The organism is Salininema proteolyticum, from assembly GCF_042685645.1.
GTDB lineage: Bacteria > Actinomycetota > Actinomycetes > Mycobacteriales > Micromonosporaceae > Salininema > Salininema proteolyticum.
Genome location: NZ_JBHUNX010000001.1, coordinates 2,961,260 through 2,983,239, shown reverse-complemented (window position 1 = coordinate 2,983,239; position 21,980 = coordinate 2,961,260). Strand labels below are relative to the sequence as shown.

The following is a 21,980-nucleotide window of genomic DNA, read 5'->3' as shown; positions in this document are numbered from 1 at the left end:
ATTACGTAAAGTAATTGTATGGCTACCCAATAGTGCCACGCGGAAGGGCCCGTGCCGACCGTGCGGGAGAGCACTGCCCGACACGGGCCCTAATGGCGGTTCGAGACCTGCGGTCTACTCGAAGAACTCGCTGAACTTGTTCTCCTCGAGCCAGGCGTTGACGCCGGCCTCCGGGTCGTCCTTGAACTCGTCGCTCTTGAGCGCGTTGACCTCGAGGTCCGAGAGCTTCTCGTCGGACATCTTGAAGGTGCTCAGGGCGTCGACCAGGTCCGGGAAGTCCGCGCTGAAGCCTTCGCGGCCGACCACGTGGATCTCCTCGGCGCCGCCGAGGGCGCCCTCGGGGTCCTTCAGGTCCTTCAGGTCGTAGGTGCCGTAGGCCCAGTGGGGCTTCCACAGCGTCACCAGGACCGGCTTCTCCTCGTTGATGGAGGAGTCCAGCGTGGCGAGCATGGTGTTGGTCGACGAGGTGACGTGGTCGTAGGCGTCGAGGCCGTAGCCGGGGATGACGTGTTCGTTCACTGCTTCGGCGAGGCCGGAGGAGGACTCGATGCCGACGATCTTGGACTCGAACAGGTCGGCGTTGTCCTTGAGGTCCTCCAGGCTGTCGACGCCGTCGACGTAGGTCGGGACGGCCATGGTGAGCTTGGCCGAGTCGTACCAGACGCCGATGTCCTCGAGGACGTCCTTGTGCTTGGCCCACTCGGTCTCGTGGGTCGTGGGCAGCCAGGTGTCGAGGAAGAGGTCGTAGGATCCGTCGGCCAGGGCCTGGAACAGGACGCCGACCTTGGAGGTCTGGTGGAGTTCGACCTCGTAGCCGGCGGCCTCGAGGGCGCCCTTCCACATGTAGCTCGTGACGATGTTCTCGTCCCACGGGATGTAGCCGATGTTCAGCTTGCCCTCGCCCTTGGGGAGGTTGAAGCCGAGTTCGGAGGCGGAGCTCGATCCCCCGGAGCCGGGCTCCTTCTCGACGGAGCAGCCGGCCAGGCCGGCCCCTGCGATTCCTGCGGAGGCGATGGCGGAGTTGCGGAGAAGTTTGCGGCGGTTCATTGTCATTGTTCCTCTCTCATGCGGGTGTTCGATCGGGTTCAGGAGGGCCGGTCTAGCCGTTGGCGATGCGGGCCGCGCGGGCGACCGGCGTGCGGTCGGAGATTCCCTGGGTCACTCGGTCCAGGAAGATGGCGAGGAAGGCCACGCCGAGTCCGGCGTTGAAGCCCGCGGCCAGGTCCAGGTTTCCGAGCGCCTTGTCGATCTCCTGGCCGAGCCCGCCTCCGCCGACCAGGCCGGCGATGACGACCATGGACAGCGACAGCATGATGACCTGGTTGAGGCCGGCCATGATCGTCGGGAGCGCGAGCGGGATCTTGATGCGGGTGAGAATGGTCAGCGGCGACGCGCCGAAGGCCTGTCCGGCCTCGACGGTCTCCTTGTCGACCTGGCGCAGGCCCAGTTCCGTGAAGCGGACTCCGGGCGGCATGCAGAAGATGATCGTGGCGATGATGCCGGGCACCGGTCCGACCTCGAAGAGCATCACCACGGGGATGAGGTAGACGAACGCCGGCAGGGTCTGCATGAAGTCCAGGACCGGCCGGGCCATCTTGCTCAGGGTCGGGGACTCGGAGGTCCAGATGCCCAGCGGTATCGCGATGAGGGTGGCGATGATTGTGGAGACGATGACCATGGCGAGGGTGTCCATGGCGGAGGCCCAGAACGGCGTCCAGGCGATCAGGAACGCGCCGGCGCCCATGGCGAGGCCGAGCTTCCACGACCGGGCGAGCCAGGCGATCAGGGCGAAGATGATCACCATGACGCCGCTGGGAAGCCAGAGCAGGGCGTCGGCCAGGCCCTCGTAGGTGGTCTCGAAGCCCGTCTGGAGCGTCCCGAAGAGTCCCTGCCAATTGTCGCGCAGCCAGTAGACCAGGTCGGCCATCCAGCTGCCGAAGGGCATCGTCGGCAAGTGCTGCCAGATGTAGGTCCACAGCCAGTCGTGGAGGTACTGGATGAAGTCGCTCATGCCTCGGGGCTCCTCTCTTCGCCGGCGTCATCGGTCGTCAGCGACTCGAGGATGCGCTGCTGGGTGATCATCCCGATGGCGTCGTCGTCCTTGCCGACGACCACCAGCGGGTCGTCGGAGGAGGCGGCCGGCTCGAAAAGCTCGGTGACCGGGGTGTCCGCTCCGACGGTGGCGAACTCGCCGGTGTCGGCCAGCTTGGCGGGTTCCATGATGGACTCGGCGGTGAGCACGCGGGACCGGTCGACGTCGGCGATGAACTCGGAGACGTACTCGTCGGCGGGCCGCAGGAGGATGTCCTCGGCGGTGCCGATCTGGATCACGCGGCCGTCGCGCATGATGGCGATGCGGTCGCCGATCTTCATGGCCTCGTTGAGGTCGTGGGTAATGAACACGATGGTCTTGCCGAGGGACTTCTGCAGTTCGAGCAGCTGGTCCTGCATCTCCTGGCGGATGAGCGGGTCGAGGGCGCTGAAGGCCTCGTCCATGAGCAGGATGTCGGTGTCGGCGGCGAGCGCGCGGGCGAGGCCGACGCGTTGCTGCATGCCGCCGGAGAGCTGCGCGGGGAGCTTGTCCTCCCAGCCGGAGAGGCCGACCATCTCGACCGCCTCGCGGGCCTTCTCGCGCCGCTCCTCCTTCGTCAGTCCCCGGATCTCGAGGCCGAAGGCCACGTTGTCGAGGACGGAGCGGTGGGGGAGGAGCGCGAAGTGCTGGAACACCATGCTGAGGCGCTGCTGGCGCAGTTCCCTGAGGGCCTTGCCCTTCAGGTCTCCCAGCTCGGCGTCTCCGATGCGGATAGAGCCGTCGGTGGGCGGGAGGAGGCCGTTGAGCATGCGCAGGAGCGTGGACTTGCCCGATCCGGACAGTCCCATGACGACGAAGATCTCGGCGTCCTCGACGGTGAAGGTGGCGTCGATGACCGCGGCGGTGACCTTCTTGTTCTGCAATTCCCCGCGGTGAATGCCGGTCGACAGATCCTTGACCGCATTCTTGGCGCCCTTGCCAAATACCTTGTAAAGGGATTCGACTTCTATGGCAGACATGTTTTCCTTCCCCGGAATGAATTCCGGCTGGGTAAGGGCGACCGCCATTCGGCGGTGGGACGCGGAACTCTTCCGCGTCGCGGCCCCAATAATTCCCAGACGGCGGATACCGAGGCTGGAGTGCACGTCGGCGGGCACGGTAGGGCTGGCCGATGGAGAACACGGCGAACCCCGTCCGGGAACAAGGCACGACAATACCCGAAAGGAAAGGAAGATTCACAGAGCTACCGAGTAGGTAGTCGGTCGAGAAATGTTGAAGCGCCAGCGCACAGCTTCGAGTGTTATGCGCCGGTTATCAAATCGCAATGGACATGAGAGACGAGGATCGCTGTGACAGAGAGGTCAATTCGGCCTCCGAGAGCCCCGCCCGGCGCGCGAGTTCGTACTCGCGGGCGATGGTCGTTCCCAGCCGCAGAGGCGAATCCGTGCCCAGCACGACGTCGCATCCGGCGTCGAGCATCCTCCTGAGGGGATGCTCGTCAAGCGACGGAACCATTCCCAGAAGGAGCGACGCAGTGAGGCATACCTCTATCACAATGGACTGTTCGCGAATGCGCTGCAGCAGAACGTCGTCGTAGGCCGCGTGGACGGCGTGGGCGACTCGGTTGACTCCCTCTATCGCGAGCACGGACTCGACATTGGCGGTCGAATAGGCGCCCACGGGCACCGATACGTCGAGCCCCGAGCGCGCCGCCGAACGGGCCAGCAGCCGGCCCAGCGACCAGTCGGCCTCCGCGGCATAGGGCACGTACAACAGCTCGATCCCGGCCAGCCCCTCGGCCGCGGCGTCGGGGAGGACCTCGGCCATCTCCTCCGTCACCGGGTCCCACATGTTCAGGCTGAGGATCGCCTGCGCGTCGAAACCGGGGTGGTCGCGCTGGACCTGTTTGACGGCGAGCTTGAAGTGCTCCATGAACGACCCCAGGGCCACCGAGTCCATCGGGAGCCTCAACTGGGTGAACTTCGCCCCGGCCTCGGCCGCCTCGCGCAGCGCGTCGGAGACGACGTCCTCGAACAGGACGGAGGTCATCTCGAGGTCGTGGGCGGGCACCGAGAAGAGGTACTGGAGCCGGGCGAGGCCGCCGTCGGCCAACCGCTCCAGGCCGGCCCGCCGCTCGGGCCAGTCCACGCTCTCGCGCGAGGCGCGGGCGTCGAGTCGCGCGTTCCACTCGACGTGCTGGTGAAGGTCGAACAAATCCATTAGACGATCATCACATCCGGGTACGGTACCGCGCGACCATTTCACAGCGTGTTCAAAGGGAAAAAACTGACCGATTCCCGACATACGGCCACAACGAGAAGGGTTACGCACGGACCGTCACGGGTGCCCGGGGCGACGCGCGGCGAGCGCGCTGGGCCGGTGCGCGTTTCACTGGATAGAATGTATTGCCGTGGCTCCTCCCGCGGGCCGGAACCGCGGGACCGCGGGCGTCGCCGGCCGCGGGCGGTCGAGTCCGCCCAGGAGAGCCCAGCCCCGGGACGTCCGGACCCCGGGGGAGAAGCCAACCGGAGAGGACTGACATGACCTGTCACGACGACCCATCGAGCGATCAGCGACCGCTCCTCGAGACCCTCGGCGGCGTCGAGGACCTCAAGGCCCTGGCGCCCGAGGAGCTCCCCCGGCTGGCCGAGGAGATCCGCCGCTTCCTCATCGAGGCGGTCGCCAAGACCGGCGGCCACATCGGCCCGAACCTCGGCGTGGTCGAGCTGACCATCGCCCTGCACCGCGTCTTCGACTCCCCCGACGACCCCGTCGTCTTCGACACCGGGCACCAGTCCTATGTGCACAAGATCCTCACCGGGCGCGCCGACCGGTTCGACGGACTGCGCCGCCGCGGCGGGCTCACCGGCTACCCCAGCCGGGCCGAGTCCGAGCACGACTTCGTGGAGAACTCCCACGCCTCGACCTCCCTCTCCTACGCCGAGGGGCTCGCCAAGGGCTTCCGGCTGCAGAAGCGCGACGACCACGTCGTCGCCGTCATCGGGGACGGAGCCCTCACCGGAGGCATGGCCTGGGAGGCGCTCAACAACATCGCCGGACGCGACGACCTCCCCGTCGTCATCGTCGTCAACGACAACGGCCGCTCCTACGCCCCGACCGTCGGGGGACTCGCCAAGCGCCTCACCGGACTGCGCCTCGACCCCTCCTACGAGCCCGCGTTGGAGAAGATCAAGACCCAGGTCGAGTCCATCCCCGTCTTCGGCAGGGCCGCCTACTCCGCGCTCCACGCCGCCAAGACCGGCATCAAGGACGCCCTCTCCCCCCAGGGCATGTTCTCCGACCTCGGACTCAAGTACGTCGGCCCCATCGACGGCCACGACCTCGACGAGCTCACCGGCGCCCTGGAGAAGGCCAAGAACTTCGGCGGCCCCGTCCTCGTCCACGTCCTCACCGAGAAGGGCCACGGCTGGCCGCCGGCGCGCGCCGACGAGGCCGAGCAGATGCACGCCCCCTCCGCCGCCTTCGACCCCGTCACGGGCGAGCCCCTGGGCGGCAAGAAGGTCCGCTGGACCAACGTCTTCTCCGAGGCGCTCATCGAGCAGGCCGAGGAGAACGAGCGCATCGTAGCCCTCACCGCCGCCATGGCCGGGCCCACCGGCATCGCGCCGATGGCCGAGAAGATGCCCGAGCGCGTCTTCGACGTCGGCATCGCCGAACAGCACGCCACCACCTCGGCCGCCGGGCTCGCGCTCGCGGGGCTGCACCCCGTCGTGGCCGTGTACGCGACCTTCATGAACCGGGCCTTCGACCAGGTCCTGCTGGACGTGGCCATGCACCGCCTGCCGGTGACGTTCGTCCTCGACCGCGCCGGGGTGACCGGCCCTGACGGGCCCTCGCACTACGGCATGTGGGACCTGTCGGTCTTCCGCGTCGTGCCCGGGCTGCGGATGGCCGCGCCGCGCGACGCCGTGACTCTGCGCCAGGAGCTGGCCGAGGCCGTCTCGGACGACTCCGGCCCGTCGATGCTGCGCTTCCCGACCGGCGCGGTCGTGGAGGAGATCGCCGCGTCCGACCAGCGCCACGGCCTGGACGTCCTGCACGAGGACGAGGAGGCGAAGATCCTGGTCCTCTCGGTGGGCGCGATGGCCTCTCTGGCTCTGGAGACGGCGCAGCGGCTGTCGGCCGACGGGGTCAAGTCGATCGTCGCCGACCCGCGCTGGGTGGACTCGGTGTCCGAGGACGCCGTCAAGTACGCCGCCGAGTTCGACCTCGTCGTCACCGTCGAGGACGGCGTGCGCGAGGGCGGTTACGGCGACCTGGTGGCTGCCGCGATGCGAGACCACGGCGTCTCGGCCCCGGTGCTGGACTTCGGGATCCCGAAGCGCTGGATCGACAACGGCACCCGGGCAGAGATCTTCGAGGAGATCGGCATGACGGCCGACAATCTGGTCGAGAGGATCAGCGAGGCGGTCAAGGAGCGCCGCTGAGCTTCCGGTCGGCGCTCGCGCTGAGCCCGGGGGAGCTCTGCGGGGACGGCGGTGAAGGGTCAGCTCCGGCTCTCGACGGTGCTGAGCCCGGCCGCCCTCCACCACGGGAGGGTGAGGCAGGACGCGGCGACGGCGCCGGCCGTATTGACCAGGACGTCGTCGACCGAGGTGATCCTGCCCAGCCGGAGGGCGAACTGCAGCACCTCCACCGACACGGAGGCCGCCGCCGCGATGGCGGCGACCTGCCAGGCCCGCAGCGCGAAACGGACCGGCAGCGCGGCGCCCAACGCGGCGAAGGCGAGGAGGTTGCCGACCACCTGGACGGCCGCGAACCCCGGTTCGGTGAAACGGAGCGCCGCCAGGTCGGCGAAGGGCACCAGACTCACGCCGCCTTCGGCCGAGGTCGGGGTGAGGATCATGGCGACGAACGGCAGGGTCCCGGCCAGCGCCGCCGTCTCCGCCAGGGCGTGCCGGTAGACGGGCTCAAGCGACCCGGCCCTCCTCCGCCTGCGGGCGTTGAGGAAGGTCCCGGCCGCGATGGCCGGCAGCGCCAGGGCCGCCGCGAGTAGGGCGAACCTCTGCCAGGGCAACAGCATGCGGGCTCCTCAGCGGGGGAGAACGGACGGCGAAGGGAGGCGCGGGCCCACCCGCGCCTCCCGAAGTACTCCACCGAGAATACGCCCGGCGGTCACTTCATCGACTTGACCGCCTTGCCGAGCCGGACCACGTCTCGCCGCCACTTCTCCAGGGTCGCCCCGACTCCGACGAGGAGAGCGCCGCCGACCGCCAGGGGCGCCCAGGTCGGCAACAGGGTCCAGACCATGACGATCTCGTTGACGCACACCGCGATCGTCGCGGCAGCGCCGATCACGATGGGGGCCTGCATCTTCTGCCAGGTTCCCAGCAGCAGGACGGCCACCGTGAGGAACACGGCCGCGCCGCGCCGCACCAGATCGTCCTGGGAACCGAAGGACTGCACGAGCGTCGGCAGGACCAGCAGCAGCGCCCCGGGAGCGATCGTCATCCACGAGGACGCCTCCGGAAGCCGGCGCGCGGCGAGGATTCCCACGCCGAGGGCGATGACCGCGGGCGGAAGGAAATAGGCCTCGATGACCTCGACGTCGTTGTCCGCCATCATGACCCACAGGCTCAAGAGGTAGCTCGCCCCGGCGGCCCCGGTCAGCCCGGCCGGCCAGGCGCGGGTCGCGGCGAGGACCAGGCACAGCGTCCCGTAGGCGATCAGCCCGACCGCGGCGGTGGTCGCGTCGAAGAACAGGATGCCCGCCAACGGGGCGATGGAGGCGCTGTGCAACAGGATGAGAACGTACTCGTGGTCCTCGCGCCTGTCGTCGAGCAGGTGGTAGGTCAGCGACAGCGCCTGGGAGGCCGCGGAGAAGGCCAGCAGGCACCACTCCGTGTCGACCTCGAGTCGGAAGGACAGCGTCGCGGCGGTGACGGCGAAGGCGGTGAGGGCCGCGACCCACCCGACGACGCGGACGGCGATCCACCGCGTGGCGAAGGGGACGGCGGCCAGCAGCACCGACACTCCCGCGCTGAGGGCCACTGTCGCCCACGGCCCGGCGTTCATGTCCAGGCGGGGCGCCAGCGAGACGGCCAGCCCGACGGTCGTGAGAACGGCCAGTTCCAGGCGCCACACGCGCTGGACGAACGGGACCAGGAAGATCGACGCGGCCAGGACGGCGGGCGGCTGCCAGCTGACGAACTCGGCGTCGCCGCCGGCGTAGACGACCAGGGCGAACGCGCCCCAAGCGAAGGCCGCTCCGGCGAGCGCCGCCCCGATCAAGAGCCCCGCCTGGCGGAACCCCTTCCTCAGCTCGCCGCGGACGGTCTGGCCGAACCCGGCCAGGAGGACCGTGGCGACCGCGTAGGTGACCAGCGCCGGCGAGTCCACAATAGTCATCCACAGGGTGCCGACCGCGATGGGAGCGGGGATGAGGGCCGCCGCGTAGGCACCGCGGCGCGGGCCCCGCTCCTCCCCGGCGGCCGCGGCGCTGATGACCACGCCGATGGTCAGCGCCGCACCGGCGACCATGAGCAGCGGGGTGCCGGTGTTGACTGAGACGATCGCGGCGGCCAGGCCGGCGACGCCGGTCGCGACCGCCACGAGGACGACGTGGAGCGAGGGACGGCCCAGCGCGTACAGCCGAACGGTGACCACCAGGCCCAGAGAGGCGAGAGTGAACAGGCCGGCCGCGAGCGTCGCGAAGTAGTCGGGGTCCAACTCGAAGGCGATCCGGGCGAGCCCCAGCGTCGCCAGCAGGACGGCGGCCAGGGCGTTGACCCTCCAGGCCCACTCGTCGCTGCCCGACCGGTCGGCCGGGGTGCGCTTCACGACCAGCGCGGTCACGGCGCTCGCAGCGGCCAGGGCCGCCAGGAGCCCCAGGGAGGTCCACAGGCCCTCGTGGAGCGCGTAGTAGGCTCCCGCGCCCGCCTGCAGCACGATGCCCCAGCCCGGCGCCGAGAGGCCCGCCAGCGCCCGGTAGGCCAGCGTCGCCAGGATGACGCCGACCGTCCCGACCGCCACGGTGGACGGCTCGAACTCGGCGCCCGGCGCCAGCAGGAGGTAGTAGCCGGCCAACCCGGAGCACCACAGTGCGACGGGAGCCAGGGCGGCGAACGTCTCGGCGGTGGCGCTCAGGCCGAACCGCTTCAGACCCAGGGGGATGGTGAGGAACACGGCCGTGGCTCCGGCCAGGAACACCAGGCGCCCGCCGTCGCCCCAGTCCTTCCAGGACACCGCGGTGAACACGATGACGGCCCCGGCTATCAGCAGCCCTCCGGCCGCCAGAAGAATCGTCTGTAGGGTGGACGAGGCCACCTCGCGCCCTTCGGCGTCGTTGTCAGTCATGTGTCCAGTCTCCTTGGGGTCCGCCACCGTCCGACTACGCCAAGAGGCCAAAATTTAGAGGATATCCACAAAAACTTTGGTGGACCTCACGGGGGACGCACAAAGGAGCGCCCGGATTTTCGTGGAACCCCACAGTCCGAGCGAGTCGTTTTCTGCGCACGCGGCCCTTTTCTCGCTGGGCTTTCCCACGGGGAGAGAGCGCCGGCCGGCGCCGCTCAGCCCAGGACGCCGATGGCGTCCCAGGCCATGCCCTCCCATTTGGCGTAGGCGTCGGGGAAGGCGGAGACCTGGACGGTCTGCGCGGCGGCCGTGACCGACATGTGCTCCCAGCCCGAGACGTCGCGCAGGCGCTCGTAGAACAGCTTCGCCGACTTCTTCGGGTCCATCAGCTCCTCGACCGACCCCCAGTTCTGGGAGGCGCGCTGCTGGAACAGGCCGACCGAGTCGTAGTCGCGGCCCTCGCGCTGGTAGCCGTAGTCGTAGGACTCGGGCACGGCGGGATTGGCGTAGTTGTAGAGGTTCGACTCCTGCATGGCCGTCGACAGCGCCACGGCCCAGGCGCGCTCGCCCATCCCCGCCTCCCGGCCGGCCTCCACGATCAGCTCGGCATTGCGAAGCTGGGTCTTGTTTAGTCCGAACACCTCCGAGGCGGAGTAGTCGACTTCCCGCAGCTCCTCCACGGTGGGCTCCGCGGGTTTCTCCTCCTTCTCCGCGTCCTCTTCCTCCGCCGCGCCTTCGTCCTCGGCGTCGCCCTCCTCGTCCTCTTCGGGCGGCAGCAGGGCGAAGTCCGTGGCGAGCGAGGCCTCCAGGGCCTCGTCGACTATGTCCTCGGCCTGCTCGGAATGGGAGGCCGGGGTCGGGGAGTCGTCGAGTCCGGTGATGCCGGTGCCGGCCGCGACGGCGGACCCGCCCGCCACGACGCCGGCGACACCCACGGCGGCCGCCCGGCTCGAAACGGTCTGGAGAAGGGCCGCGCGGTCGGTCACGGGACGGCTGTGCCTGCCGTACGTCCTCTTGTTGAAGCCGTGCCTTCCGGGAACGACGTGGGACTCGTTGCCGTACTCCGTCTTCGCCGCGCTGCTTCCTCTGCCCGATCTCATCGCGGTTAAGGGTAGTGGGCGGACCGGCGGTTCGACGGAGGCGAATGTCTCTCGCGGGCTCCCAGGCGGCGTACAGGAAGGCGCCGTGCCCCGAGAAGACGCAAATGTCCGATAGTGGAGCTATCGCGGCGCAGTCGCGCGAGCGAGGCTTTGATCTGGGGCTCGGCGAAAATCTCTCGCGGGCTCGATTCATACGAACGGCGGAGCGGAAAAGAGGCGAAGGTTTTCCCGTGAGGAGCGTTACGGGGCCTGAGTCGGTGAATACCCCGTTTATACAAGGGTGTCGGAGTGTATCCGTCGGGGCCGTACGGCGAAGGGGGCGGGTTCCCGTCGGAACCCGCCCCCCGCAGGGTGCGTTCTTTCAGTGAGCCGGGAGGCTAGGAGGCCTTGTTGTAGGCGGAGACGACGTCGTGGGCCATGGACTCCCACTGCGCGTAGGCGTCGGGGAAGGCCGAGCGCTGGACGGCCTGGGCGGCGCCGGAGACCGACATGTCCTCCCAGCCGCCGACCTTCTCCAGGGAGCCGTAGAACTTCTTGGCGGAGGTCTCGACATCCATCAGCTCCTCGACGCTGCCCCAGCCCATGGAGGTGCGCTGCTGGAAGATGCCGACCGAGTCGTGGTCGGTGTAGCTGACGGAGGAGTCGGTGTACTGGTAGCTCTCCGGGACGGCGTCGGAGGGGGCGTTGTACATCTTCGCCTCCTGCATGGCCGTGGCGAGGGCGACGGCCTGGCCGCGCTCGCTGATGCCCATCTCGCGGCCGGTCTCGACGATGGTGACGGCGTTCTCGAGCTGCTCGTCGTTCAGGCCGGCGACGCCGTGGAGGACGACGTCCTCCTTCTTCTCGGCCGCCTTCTCCTTCTTCTCGTCGGACTTCGCGTCCTTCTTCTCCTCCTCGGCCTTCTCCTTGGCCTTCTCGACCTCGGCGGCGACCTCGGCGCCCTGTCCGCCCTCGGCGGAGTCCGCGGTGCGGTAGGAGGCCTCCTGGGCCGTGACGGGCTCGGTGTGGTCGGCGTTGGCCAGGGCCAGCGTGCTGGGTCCGCCGACGGCCGCGAAGGCGACGGCGGCGACGCCGGTGACGACGGCGCGCTTCTTGGCGTGGCTCAGGTTCTGGAACTTGTCGAGCTTGAGGACCGCGAGGCGGGACTTGAGAGAGGCGAAGAGGCCTCCCTTGCCGGAGTCGTCGGTCTGCTGGCTCTGAATGCTCTTGAAATCTCGCACCACTGCAACCTAGCCGGGGATTTCCGCAGGTGAAAACGGACAAACTCCGGTCGACGAACTGGGATTCGTCGATATGTCGCTGACTGTGGACGGTCGGGCGGTTTGCCGGTTACGGGAACTATCGCTCCGTCCGGCGGCGCCGTGTCGGAATCCCTTGTGGGCGCGGATCGGGATCTAGACCAAGGCCGAAGCCCGACTGGCCCGAAAGGACTAGGCGCCTTTCGATCAAAAGATTGCATGGCGTGCGCCACTGCGGGGGGAGTAAAGGGCGATTAGTCCGGTATGGCCTGTCCGTACCAGGGCCCCGGTCCCCGGTGCTCCGATCACGACCGATCATGGCAGGGACTCTCGGCGGACCCGTCGGCGGGGTAGGGGCGGGCGGACACGGCGAACGCGCGGCGGGATACCCCCCGCCGCGCGTTCAGTGCGACACATGCAGTGCTCGTCGGCCCAGGCGCTCCCGCGCCGCGAGATTCGGTCCCGGAGCTAGCCCAGGGAGCCGAAGGGCTTGCCGTTGGCCTTCTCGGCGGCGCCGATCCGGTCCAGGTAGGGCGTGAGGCCGCCCAGCCAGAACGGGAAGCCCGCGCCGAGGATCATGGCCAGGTCGATCTGCTGCGGTCCGGGGACGACGCCCTCGGAGATCATGAGCCCGGCCTCTTCGGCCAGTCCGTTGACGATCCGCTCGTGCAGCTCCTCGGCGGTCAGCGCCTTGTCGCCCTGCTCCAGGAGGCCCTGACCGTGCTCGGTCAGGTGGAACTTGCCGTTCTCGCCCTTCGCGAACACCGGCTCCTTGGACTCGGCCAGGCGCTTCTGGTTCGCCGAGAGCGGGAAGCGGTCTCCCAGGTCCTCGTGCAGGTGCGTGACGAGGTGCTCGGCGACGGCCGCGCCGACCAGGCCCAGCAGCTCGAACGGGCGCATCGGCAGGCCCATCGGGTCGGTCGCCAGGTTGGCGACCTCGACCGGGGTTCCCTCGTCCACGGCGCGGGCCACCTCGCCGAGCATGCGGCCCAGCAGGCGGTTGACGATGAACGCGGGGCGGTCGGCCGACATGACCGAGGTCTTCTTCAGCTTCTTGCCCACCGCGAAGGCCGTCGCGAGGGTCTCCTCGTCGGTCTTCTCGGTCGGGATGACCTCCAGCAGCGGCATGACCGCGACCGGGTTGAAGAAGTGCATGCCCACCAGGCGCTCGGGCTTGGACAGGTCCGCGGCCATCTCGGTGATCGACAGGCCCGAGGTGTTGGTCACCAGCAGGGCGTCGTCGGAGATGATCGGCTCCACCTCGGCGAAGACGGCCTTCTTGACGCCGATCTCCTCGAACACGGCCTCGATGACGAGGTCGCAGTCGGCGTAGACGGACTTGTCGGAGCTGGCCGAGACCAGTCCGCGCAGGCGTCCGGCCTTGATGTCGTCGACGCGGCCCTTGGCCTTGAGCTTGTCGATCTCGCCGCGGACGTACTCGACGCCCTTCTGGGCGCGCGCCTCGTCGAGGTCGGTCATGACGACCGGGACCTCGAGGCGGCGGGCGAACAGCAGCGCGATCTGGGCGGCCATGAGGCCCGCGCCCACGACGCCGACCTTGGTGACGTCCTTGGCCAGGCTCTTCTTCGGGGCTCCGGCCGGCTTCTTGCCGAGCTTGCGCACCAGGTCGAAGGAGTAGAGGCTGGCCTTGCACTCGGCGGAGACCATGCAGTCGGCGAGGGCGACGTCCTCGGCCTCGCAGCCGGCGTCGAACTCGGCGTCCTTGGCCAGGCGCAGCAGGTCCACGGCGCGTTTGGCGGCGGGGCTGGCCCCGTGCGTGCGCTCCTCGACCTCGGCGGCGACGGCGTCGACGACGGCGTCCCAGCCGGAGCGGTCGATCTCCTCGCGCTCGACGGAGGTCTCGCCGGTGGCGACCTTGACGGCCCAGGCCAGGGACTCCTCGAGGAAGTCGGCGGCCTCGAACTCGGCGTCGGCGATGCCCAGCTCGAAGGCGTCGTGGCCCTTGAGCATCTTGTTCTGGTTGAGCGGGTTCTGCAGGATGACCTTGGCGGCCTTCTTCGGGCCGATCAGGTTCGGCAGCAGCTGCGATCCGCCCCAGCCCGGGATGAGGCCGATGGCGACCTCGGGCAGGCCGACGGCCGCGGCCGTCGGGACGATGGTGCGGTACTGGCAGGAGAGGGCCAGCTCCAGGCCGCCGCCGAGCGCCACGCCGTTGACGAAGGCGAAGGTCGGGACCGAGGAGTTCCTCAGGCGGCGGTAGACCGCGTGTCCGGCCTCGCCCATGGCCTTGGCCTGCTCGTACGTCTCCAGGTGCGGCATGGCCGAGATGTCGGCGCCGGCGAGGAAGATGAACGGCTTGCCGGTCACGGCGATGAGCTTGACGCCCTCCTCGGCCTCGACCTCGTCGAGCGCGTCCCACAGGGCCTTGATGCCGGCCGGTCCGTAGGAGTTGGGGCGGGAGTGGTCGTAGCCGTTGTCCAGGGTGATCAGGGCGGCCTTGCCACCGAGCCCGGCGGGCTCGATGTAGCGCACGCGCGCCTCGGTCACGACTTCGTCCGGGAACGCCGGAAGTTCGGGCAGTGTGCTCACTTTACTTGCTCCCCTCGAAGTTCGGGTTCTCCCAGATCACGGTGCCGCCCTGGCCGATGCCGACGCACATGGTGGTGATGCCGTAGCGCACCTCCGGGTGCTCGGCGAACTGGCGGGACAGCTGCGTCATGAGGCGGACTCCGGAGGAGGCCAGCGGGTGGCCCACGGCGATGGCGCCGCCCCAGGCGTTGACGCGCGGGTCGTCGTCGGAGATCTTGAAGTGCTCCAGGAACGACAGCACCTGCACGGCGAAGGCCTCGTTGATCTCGAACAGGCCGATGTCCTCGATGGACAGGCCGGCGCGGCGCAGGGCCTTCTCGGTGGCCGGGACGGGTCCGACGCCCATGACCTCCGGGTCGACGCCGCTGAAGGCGTAGCCGACCATGCGCATCGAGGCGGGCATGCCCAGCTCGGCGGCGGTCTCGGCGTCGGCCAGCAGGCACGCGGTGGCGCCGTCGGTCAGCGGGGCGGCGTTGCCGGCGGTGACGCGGCCGTGCGACCGGAACGGCGTCTTCAGCTGGGCGAGGCCCTCGACGGTGGTTCCGGGGCGCGGCAGCTGGTCGTTGGTCGCCACGGTCCAGCCCTCGTCGGAGCTGTAGGCCTGCATGGAGACGATGTCGGCGGCCAGCTTCTCCCAGTGCTCGGCGTAGCGGGCCTGGGTCTGGGCCGAGTAGGCGTCGGCGCGGTCCTTGGTGATCTCCGGGTAGAGGTCGTGGATGTTCTCCGCGGTCTTGCCCATCTGGAGCGCGTCGGGGTCGACGAGCTTCTCGGCGACGATGCGCGGGTTGGGGTCCACGCCCTCACCCATCGGGTGGTTGGACATGGACTCGACGCCGCCGGCGATCGCGATGTCGTAGTTGCGCGACTGGATCGCGGCCGCCATGCTGGTCACGGCGGTCATGGCGCCGGCGCACATGCGGTCGATGGAGAATCCGGGGACTGACTTGGGGAGGCCGGCGAGGAGCGCGGCCGTGCGTCCCAGGGTGAGGCCCTGATCGCCGATCTGGGTGGTGGCGGCAAGCGCCACCTCGTCGACCTGGTCCGGCGGAAGCTGCGGATTGCGCTTCAGCAGAGCGCGTATGCAGCGGATGATCATGTCGTCGGCGCGGGTCTCGTCGTACATTTTCCCGGCCTTGCCGAACGGCGTCCTTACACCGTCGACGAACACGACATCGCGAATGGTGTCGTTCACGCTTGCCCTCCTTTGGGTATGCGGCATCACAACCCATGTTACTCGCTAGTAATCCTAGGTTGCCACCTGCCTCCCCCAGCCTACCGGCAACGGTGCTGTAGTGCGTGAACAGGTGGGGGAAGGGACGTGAACCGTCCAAGAGGGCCGGGGTCGGCCCGAGCCGCGCCGCGAGCGGCGGACCCTCCCGGAAGGCCGGGGCTGCCGGGGCCTCAGGACTCCTTGAGGACCTCGGCGATCGTCTCGGCCACGATCTCGATCTGCCAGGACCGCGCCCCGGCCTGGCGAAGCGCCTTGGCGACCGCTCCGGCGGAGTGGCGGTGCGGCGGCTCCCACAGAAGCCTGCGCAGGATCGCCGGAGTCAGGAGGTTCTCGACCGGAACCGTGTTCTCCTCGGCCAGCTCCGCGATTGCGGCCCTGGCCTTCTTCAGGCGGGCGGCGGCCTTCGGGTCCTTCTCCGCCCAGCGGTGCGCCGCGGGCGGTCCGTCGTGGGGAGGGTTGGCGGCCGGAAGGTCCCGGTCGCGCAGCTTGCGCACCTCCGCCAGCGTCGCCAGCCAGCGCTTGGCGTACGGGCGCCCCCGTCTCGCCAGGGTGGGCAGTTTCACCAACTCGCCCGCGTCGGTCGGATCGACCGACGCGATCTCCACGATCGCCTTGTCCTGCAGCACCTTCGACGGCGCCTTGTCGAGCGACTCGGCGATCTCGTCTCGGGTGATCCACAGTGCCCGGACCCGCGCCAGCGCACGGCGTCCCCGGATGCGGTGGATGCCGCTGGTGCGGCGCCACGGCTCGGAGCGGGGCTCGGGCGGGGGAGCGGTGCGCTCGGCCTCGAACTCCTCCTCGGCCCATTCCAGCTTCCCCTGCGACGAGAGGATGTCCTTCAGCTCGTCCCATAGCGGATGGAGGAACTCCACGTCCAGGGCCGCGTAGGAAAGCCAGTCCTTCGGCAGCGGGCGCTGGGACCAGTCGGCGGCCGAGTGCTGCTTCTTGAGCTTGACGCCCAGGAGCCGCTCGCACTGCGACCCCAGGGCCACCTTCTCGAAACCGCACAGGCGCGCGGCCAGCTCGGTGTCGAACAGCAGCGGCGGACGCAGGTCCAGCTCGTGCAGGCACGGCAGGTCCTGGCTCGCGGCGTGCAGGATCCACGGCTCGGCGGCCAGGAGCTTGCGCAGCTCCGTCAAGTCGATGTCGGCGGTCGGATCGACCAGCGCGATCCCCGAGCCGGCCCGCTTGAACTGCAGCAGGTAGGCGCGGTTGGTGTAGCGGAACCCGGAGGCCCTCTCCGTGTCGACCGCGACGGGGCCCTCGCCGCCCCGCAATCGCGCGACGGCGGCGTCGAGCGCCGGCTGGGTGTCGGCGACGGCGGGAACGCCGTCGGCGGGCCTTGTCACTGTGGTGGCGGAGGAGTTCGCGTCGGTCACCCCCTTACCCTACGAGCAAATGACCCGTATTGACCACTCTTGCCGGGATATGGGCGCCTTCGGCGCCCTTCATACAGCCTTGCGGGCGATCACGGCGGCGGCCCCTAGGGGACTCGCCCGAGCCACTCCTCGGTGCCGAACTTCTCCTCCACGAGGCGCTCGGCCGCCGCCAGGTCCTCGGCCGAGAGCTCGTCGCGCTCGAGCCCGTAGCGGCCCTCGAAGTGGGCGACGAACGCGGTGATGATGTCCTCGCGCGCCATGCCCGTCTGCCGGCGCAACGGGTCGACGCGCTTGTTCGCGCTCTTGGTCCCCTTGTCCGACAGCTTCTCCCGCCCGATGCGAAGCACGTCGAGCATCTTGTCGGCGTCGATGTCGTAGGCCATCGTCACGTGGTGCAGCACCGTCCCGTCGGCCAGGCGCTTCTGTGCCGCCCCGGCGATCTTGCCCTGGTCGGAGGTGATGTCGTTGATCGGCTGGTACCAGGCGTTCACGCCCACGTCGGCCAGCGCGCCCAGCACCCAGTCGTCCAGGAACTCGTAGCTGTCCACGAAGGACATGCCCGCCACGAGCTCTTTGGGCGCGTACAGGGAGTAGGTGATGGTGTTGCCCGGCTCGATGAACATCGCCCCGCCCCCGGAGATGCGGCGGACGACGTCGATCCCGTGCCTGGAGGCGCCCTCGGCGTCGATCTCGTTGCGCACCGACTGGAAGGACCCGATCACGACGGTGGGGGAGGCCCACTCCCAGATCCGCAGCGTCGGCGGGCGCTCGCCCGCGGCCACCTGGCGGGCCAGCAGCTCGTCGAGGGCCATGTGCAGGCGCGGCGACTGCGGTCCGGTGTGGACCAGCCGCCAGTCGTACTCCTCCCAGCGGCCGCGCCCGGGCAGGGCCCTGCGGAAGGCGGTGACGATCCCCTCGACCGACACCCCGACCATGACCGCGTCGTCGGGCAGCGCCGCCTTGATCGTGGCGACGATCCCCTCGTCGGACTGGTCGGACCGCACGCCGACCATCGCGGCGTTCACCTTCTCCAGCGCGTCGTCGGGCTCCAGGAAGAAGTCCCCGTGGAGCCGGAACTCGACGACCTCGCCCTCCTCCATCCAGGCGTCGACGGCCACCAGCTTGGCGCCGGGGCCCTTGTACTCGCCGTGCACGTGTTCGCTCATGACTCCAGTCAACACCAGATCGGTCCGAAGCGTTCCCCCACTGTGACCATGTAGATAGGAGACGGCCCGCTCACGGCTCCCAGCCCTCGCGCACGGCCTTCACCGCGAGCTGCACTCGGTTGGCCGCCCCGGTCTTGGCCAGCAGCGACGCCAGATGGCTCTTGACGGTCGTCGGCCCGAGGTACAGGGCCGAGGCGATCTCCGCGTTGGACCGCCCCTCCACCACCAGGCGCAGCACGTCGAGCTCGCGCCCGGTCAGGCCCTCCGCGGCGGTCCTCCGGGAACCGCTCACGGCCCGGGAGACGAGCCTCTTCAGCACGTGCGGGCTGAACGGGGCGCCGTCCCCGGCCGCCTGGCGGATGCCGGCCAGCAGGTCGACGGGGTCGGCGTCCTTGGCCAGGAACCCGCGCGCGCCCGCTTCCAGGACGGGGTAGACGTGGTCGTCGTCGTCGAAGGTCGTCAGGGCCACCACCCGGGCGGTCGGACGCGAGGCCAGGATCCGGCGGGTGGCCTCCACTCCGTCCATCCGGGGCATGCGCAGGTCCATCATCACCACACCGGGCAGCAGCGACCGGTCGAGCCGCACCGCCTCCGCGCCGTCGGAGGCCTCCCCGACGACCTCCACGTCGTCGACCGACTCGCACAGCATCCGTATGCCCGCCCGCACCAGGCGCTGGTCGTCGACCAGCAGGACCCGGATCACGACGGCACCTCCGGGGCGGGGATCCGCGCGCGCAGGACCCATTCGCCCTCCACCGGGCCCGCCGAGAACTCGCCTCCGAACACCGCCACCCTCTCCCTCAGCCCGACGAGGCCGAATCCGTCTCCCTGGTTTCCCTTGGACCCCATCGTATTGCTCAGGCGGAAAACGACGTCGCCCTCCTTGACGGCGACCGACAGCCGGGCCCGTCCGCCGCCGTGCCGCACGGCGTTGGCCAGCCCCTCCTGCGCCAGCCGCACCACCGCCAGGGAGACCGTCGCGGGCAGGGCGTCAACACCCGGGTCCACCGTGGACTCCACGGTCGCCCCGAGCCTCAAAGCCCGCTCCGCCGCGTCGCCGACCGCCTGCGAAACCGGTTCGTCGGGGAAGCCCGCCGCACCGACGCCCTCTCCGGCGCGCAGCACGGCCACCAGGGCCCGCAGGTCGCGCAGGGCCTCGGTCCCTCCGGTGTGGACGTCGTCGAGGACTTCGCGGATCTCCTCGTCGGCGTCGGCCGCCACGTGCCGGGCCACGCCCGTGCGCAGCACCATGGACGCCAAGTGGTGCGCCACGAGGTCGTGCAGTTCGCGGGCGATGGCCGTCCGCTCGCCGGACCGGGCCGCCCGCACCTCCGCCTCCGCGCGGGCCCCCTTCTCGTGGGCCAATAGCCCCAGGAGCACCGGGGCGGCGATCACCGTGGCCGACCGGAACAGAGCGCCCCACGAGTCGGAGTCCCAGGACCCGACCGTGTGGGCCGCATAGGCGGCCACGGCGAGCCCGGTGGTCCACAGGGACGTCCGCAGGCCGCGCCGCGCCGCCGCCTCGCACATCGCCAGCCCCAGCAGGATCTTCATGAGGACGACCGCCGACGCGGGCACGCCCGCCGCATCGGCCGACGCCAAGAGCGCCGCCAGGACGGCCACGGCCGGCACCGGCGCCTTCGCCGCGCCGGCAGTCGCGACCACGGCGGCCGCGGCGAAGGCCCAGGCGACCGGCGGCAGCCCGTCCAACGGCCTCGCATACGCCGCCAGGTACCCCGCCGAGACCGCGGCGACCACCGCGACCCTCGTCCCGATCCCCGGTTCCCTCACGGCCCCTCCTCACGAACGGGCGGTCACGCCGCCGTCCACTCCCAGCTCTTGAGCCACCATATACGGGTGCTCCCCGGATCCCAGGGTGAGCGCCGCGGCCGCGATCTCCTCGGGAGTCGCCATGCGGCCCAGCGGGACACGCCCCTCGGCCCACTTCTTCGCCGCCACCGCCCAGGCCGAGTCGGGGATGCCGTCCATGCCGGCCGCCCCGCGCACCAGCTCGGTATCCGTCGTCCCCGGCAGGATCGCGTTGACCCTGATCCCCCGGTCCACGTAGTCGAACGCCGCCGACCTCATCAGGCCCAGCAGCCCCGCCTTGGACGCCGCGTAGGCCGCCTGCGAGTCCGACGAGTCCGTGGCCGCGCTGGAGGAGGTGACGACGATGGAGCCGCCGGAGTCCAGCATGTGCGGGATCTGGTACTTCATCGCGAGGAAGACCCCGCGCAGGTTCGTGTCCATCACCAGGTCGAACTCCTCGGTGGTGTACTCGTGCAGCGGCTTCTGGACGGTGACGCCGGCGTTGTCGAACGCCGCGTCCAGACCGCCGAGCACGTCGACCGCCCCGTCCACGAAGTCCTTGACGTCGTTCTCGTCGGTCACGTCGGCGCGGAAGTACGTCGCCTCGCCGCCGGCGTCTCGGACGGCCTTCTCGACCTCCGCACCCCGGTCCTCCCTGCGTCCGCAGAAGGCGACCTTGCCGCCCTCGGCCGCGACCGCCATGGCGATGGCCCGCCCGATCCCCGAGGTCGCCCCCGTGACCAGGACCGCCTTGCCCTCGAACCGGCGCCGGTCGGTCGCCGGCGGCGCGGGGTTCCTCGCCTCGTGCGCCAGGGCCACGCCCCCGGCCATTCCGGCCGCCGCACCCGCGACCAGGCCAGCGGCGCCGATAGCCGCCTTCCCGAACCGCCGCCGCCCGACCCTCTTCGCCGGCTCGCCGGTCACGTCTCCGTCGATCATCTCGGTCACAATCGTCCTCCTCGTCCGTTTGCCAGGACCCCCATAGTCGGCCCGGAAAACGGCCGCGACCCCCTCCTTCGGGCCCGAGCGGCCGACCACAAGGAGGAGGCCGGAAGCGCCGGCGAGGTTCGTGCGCCACAATCGCCCCCGGAAACCGGGAGCGCCGCGGCCCGCATGACACCATGTGACTATGGAAAGCACTGCTGCCTACCTCGCCGCGGCGCGAGGCGAGACCCCGTCCCACACACCGGTCTGGTTCATGCGGCAGGCCGGCCGCTCACTGCCGGAGTACAAGGAGGCGCGGGCCGGCACCACCATGCTCGAGGCCTGCCGCAACCCCGAGATGACCTGCGAGATCACCATGCAGCCGGTGCGGCGCTACGACGTCGACGCGGCAGTGTTCTTCTCCGACATCGTCGTCCCCCTCGCCGCCATCGGCGTGGGGATCGAGATCAAGCCGGGCACCGGACCGGTCCTCGACGAGCCCTTCCGCACCGAGAAGGACCTCGACCGCCTGCGCAACCTCGACCCGTGCGACGTCCCCTACATCACCGAGGCCGTCGGCCTGGCCACCGCCGAGCTCGGTCCCAAGCCGCTCATCGGCTTCGCCGGAGCCCCCTTCACCCTCGCCTCCTACCTCATCGAGGGCGGCCCCTCCCGCGACTACGTCAACACCAAGACGCTCATGCGCAACGACCCCGACCTGTGGGACAGGCTGCTGAGCAAACTCGCGGCCATCTGCGGCGAGTTCCTCCGCGTCCAGACCGAGGCCGGCGCGAGCGCCGTGCAGCTCTTCGACTCCTGGGCCGGCAGCCTCTCCGAGGCCGACTACCGCCGCTACGCCCTGCCCTACGCCACGCAGGCGCTCATGACCGTCCCGGAGTCCACGCCGCGCACCTACTTCGGCGTCGGCACCTCCCACCTCCTCGAGGCCATGACCGACACCGGCGCCTCCGTCATCGGCGTCGACTGGCGCACACCCCTCGACGAGGCCGCCGGCCGCACCAAGGGCCGCGTCCTCCAGGGCAACCTCGACCCGACGGCCGTGTTCGCCGAACCGGAGGCCATGCTCGCCGAGGCCGACAAGGTCCTCGCCGCCGGCAGGGCCGCCCCCGGCCACATCTTCAACCTCGGCCACGGCGTCCACCCGACCACGAACCCCGACCAGCTCAAGCGCCTGGTCGACCACGTCCACGAGACCACCGCCCGTTAAGGCAGC

General features: G+C 69.9%; 17 protein-coding genes. 2 read left to right on the top strand and 15 right to left on the bottom strand.

Features of this window, described 5'->3' with window-relative positions:
- Positions 1-114: 114 nt before the first annotated feature.
- From ACFTE1_RS13795 to ACFTE1_RS13780, 4 genes are all read right to left on the bottom strand, one after another.
- Positions 115-1,047, bottom strand: coding sequence for a glycine betaine ABC transporter substrate-binding protein (locus tag ACFTE1_RS13795; protein ID WP_380622288.1), 933 nt, complete (start codon positions 1,045-1,047; stop codon positions 115-117).
- A gap of 52 nt (positions 1,048-1,099) precedes the next feature.
- Complete coding sequence (locus tag ACFTE1_RS13790; protein ID WP_380622286.1) at positions 1,100-2,011, bottom strand: ABC transporter permease; 912 nt, start codon at positions 2,009-2,011, stop codon at positions 1,100-1,102.
- Positions 2,008-3,051 (bottom strand): quaternary amine ABC transporter ATP-binding protein, encoded by a 1,044-nt coding sequence (locus ACFTE1_RS13785; RefSeq protein WP_380622284.1) that lies wholly within the window; start codon positions 3,049-3,051, stop codon positions 2,008-2,010. The genes ACFTE1_RS13790 and ACFTE1_RS13785 overlap by 4 nt, the downstream gene beginning before the upstream one ends.
- A 295-nt stretch (positions 3,052-3,346) precedes the next feature.
- A complete protein-coding gene (locus ACFTE1_RS13780) occupies positions 3,347-4,252 on the bottom strand; it encodes a hypothetical protein (RefSeq protein ID WP_380622282.1) in 906 nt (301 codons plus the stop codon).
- 320 nt (positions 4,253-4,572) lie between these two features.
- On the opposite strand from ACFTE1_RS13780, the gene dxs reads away from it, so the two are divergent.
- Positions 4,573-6,480: a 1-deoxy-D-xylulose-5-phosphate synthase gene (gene dxs, locus ACFTE1_RS13775; protein WP_380622280.1), complete on the top strand. Its 1,908-nt coding sequence runs from the start codon at positions 4,573-4,575 to the stop codon at positions 6,478-6,480.
- A 59-nt stretch (positions 6,481-6,539) separates the two neighbouring features.
- Here the strand turns inward: dxs and ACFTE1_RS13770 are convergent, their stop codons facing one another.
- The 11 genes from ACFTE1_RS13770 to ACFTE1_RS13720 all read right to left on the bottom strand — a co-directional run bounded on the left by ACFTE1_RS13770 (position 6,540) and on the right by ACFTE1_RS13720 (position 20,761).
- The gene (locus ACFTE1_RS13770) at positions 6,540-7,076 is read right to left on the bottom strand and encodes a VanZ family protein (protein ID WP_380622278.1); all 537 of its coding nucleotides are present in this window, start codon (positions 7,074-7,076) and stop codon (positions 6,540-6,542) included.
- A gap of 92 nt (positions 7,077-7,168) precedes the next feature.
- Positions 7,169-9,349: an SCO7613 C-terminal domain-containing membrane protein gene (locus tag ACFTE1_RS13765; RefSeq protein ID WP_380622276.1), complete on the bottom strand. Its 2,181-nt coding sequence runs from the start codon at positions 9,347-9,349 to the stop codon at positions 7,169-7,171.
- A 215-nt stretch (positions 9,350-9,564) separates the two neighbouring features.
- The gene (locus tag ACFTE1_RS13760; RefSeq protein WP_380622274.1) at positions 9,565-10,449 is read right to left on the bottom strand and encodes a hypothetical protein; all 885 of its coding nucleotides are present in this window, start codon (positions 10,447-10,449) and stop codon (positions 9,565-9,567) included.
- A gap of 377 nt (positions 10,450-10,826) precedes the next feature.
- Complete coding sequence (locus tag ACFTE1_RS13755; protein ID WP_380622272.1) at positions 10,827-11,669, bottom strand: hypothetical protein; 843 nt, start codon at positions 11,667-11,669, stop codon at positions 10,827-10,829.
- A gap of 486 nt (positions 11,670-12,155) precedes the next feature.
- Positions 12,156-14,237 carry a 3-hydroxyacyl-CoA dehydrogenase NAD-binding domain-containing protein gene (locus ACFTE1_RS13750; RefSeq protein WP_380622270.1) on the bottom strand — a complete coding sequence of 694 codons (2,082 nt, stop codon included), beginning with the start codon at positions 14,235-14,237 and terminating at the stop codon, positions 12,156-12,158.
- Position 14,238: 1 nt separating this feature from the next.
- Positions 14,239-15,360, bottom strand: coding sequence for a thiolase family protein (locus ACFTE1_RS13745; RefSeq protein ID WP_380622360.1), 1,122 nt, complete (start codon positions 15,358-15,360; stop codon positions 14,239-14,241).
- 278 nt (positions 15,361-15,638) lie between these two features.
- Entirely contained in the window at positions 15,639-16,847 is a 1,209-nt protein-coding gene (locus ACFTE1_RS13740) for an HRDC domain-containing protein (RefSeq protein WP_380622267.1), read from the bottom strand.
- A gap of 104 nt (positions 16,848-16,951) precedes the next feature.
- Positions 16,952-18,001 carry a lipoate--protein ligase family protein gene (locus ACFTE1_RS13735; protein ID WP_380622358.1) on the bottom strand — a complete coding sequence of 350 codons (1,050 nt, stop codon included), beginning with the start codon at positions 17,999-18,001 and terminating at the stop codon, positions 16,952-16,954.
- A gap of 82 nt (positions 18,002-18,083) precedes the next feature.
- Positions 18,084-18,716: a response regulator gene (locus ACFTE1_RS13730; RefSeq protein ID WP_380622265.1), complete on the bottom strand. Its 633-nt coding sequence runs from the start codon at positions 18,714-18,716 to the stop codon at positions 18,084-18,086.
- On the bottom strand, positions 18,713-19,804 hold the full coding sequence (locus ACFTE1_RS13725) for a sensor histidine kinase (RefSeq protein WP_380622263.1): 1,092 nt from the start codon (positions 19,802-19,804) through the stop codon (positions 18,713-18,715). The genes ACFTE1_RS13730 and ACFTE1_RS13725 overlap by 4 nt, the downstream gene beginning before the upstream one ends.
- A gap of 9 nt (positions 19,805-19,813) precedes the next feature.
- Positions 19,814-20,761 carry an SDR family NAD(P)-dependent oxidoreductase gene (locus tag ACFTE1_RS13720; protein ID WP_380622356.1) on the bottom strand — a complete coding sequence of 316 codons (948 nt, stop codon included), beginning with the start codon at positions 20,759-20,761 and terminating at the stop codon, positions 19,814-19,816.
- Between the two features lie 190 nt (positions 20,762-20,951).
- Here ACFTE1_RS13720 and hemE point away from each other — a divergent pair, with 190 nt between their 5' ends.
- On the top strand, positions 20,952-21,974 hold the full coding sequence (hemE, locus tag ACFTE1_RS13715; protein ID WP_380622261.1) for a uroporphyrinogen decarboxylase: 1,023 nt from the start codon (positions 20,952-20,954) through the stop codon (positions 21,972-21,974).
- The last annotated feature ends 6 nt before the right edge of the window (positions 21,975-21,980 follow it).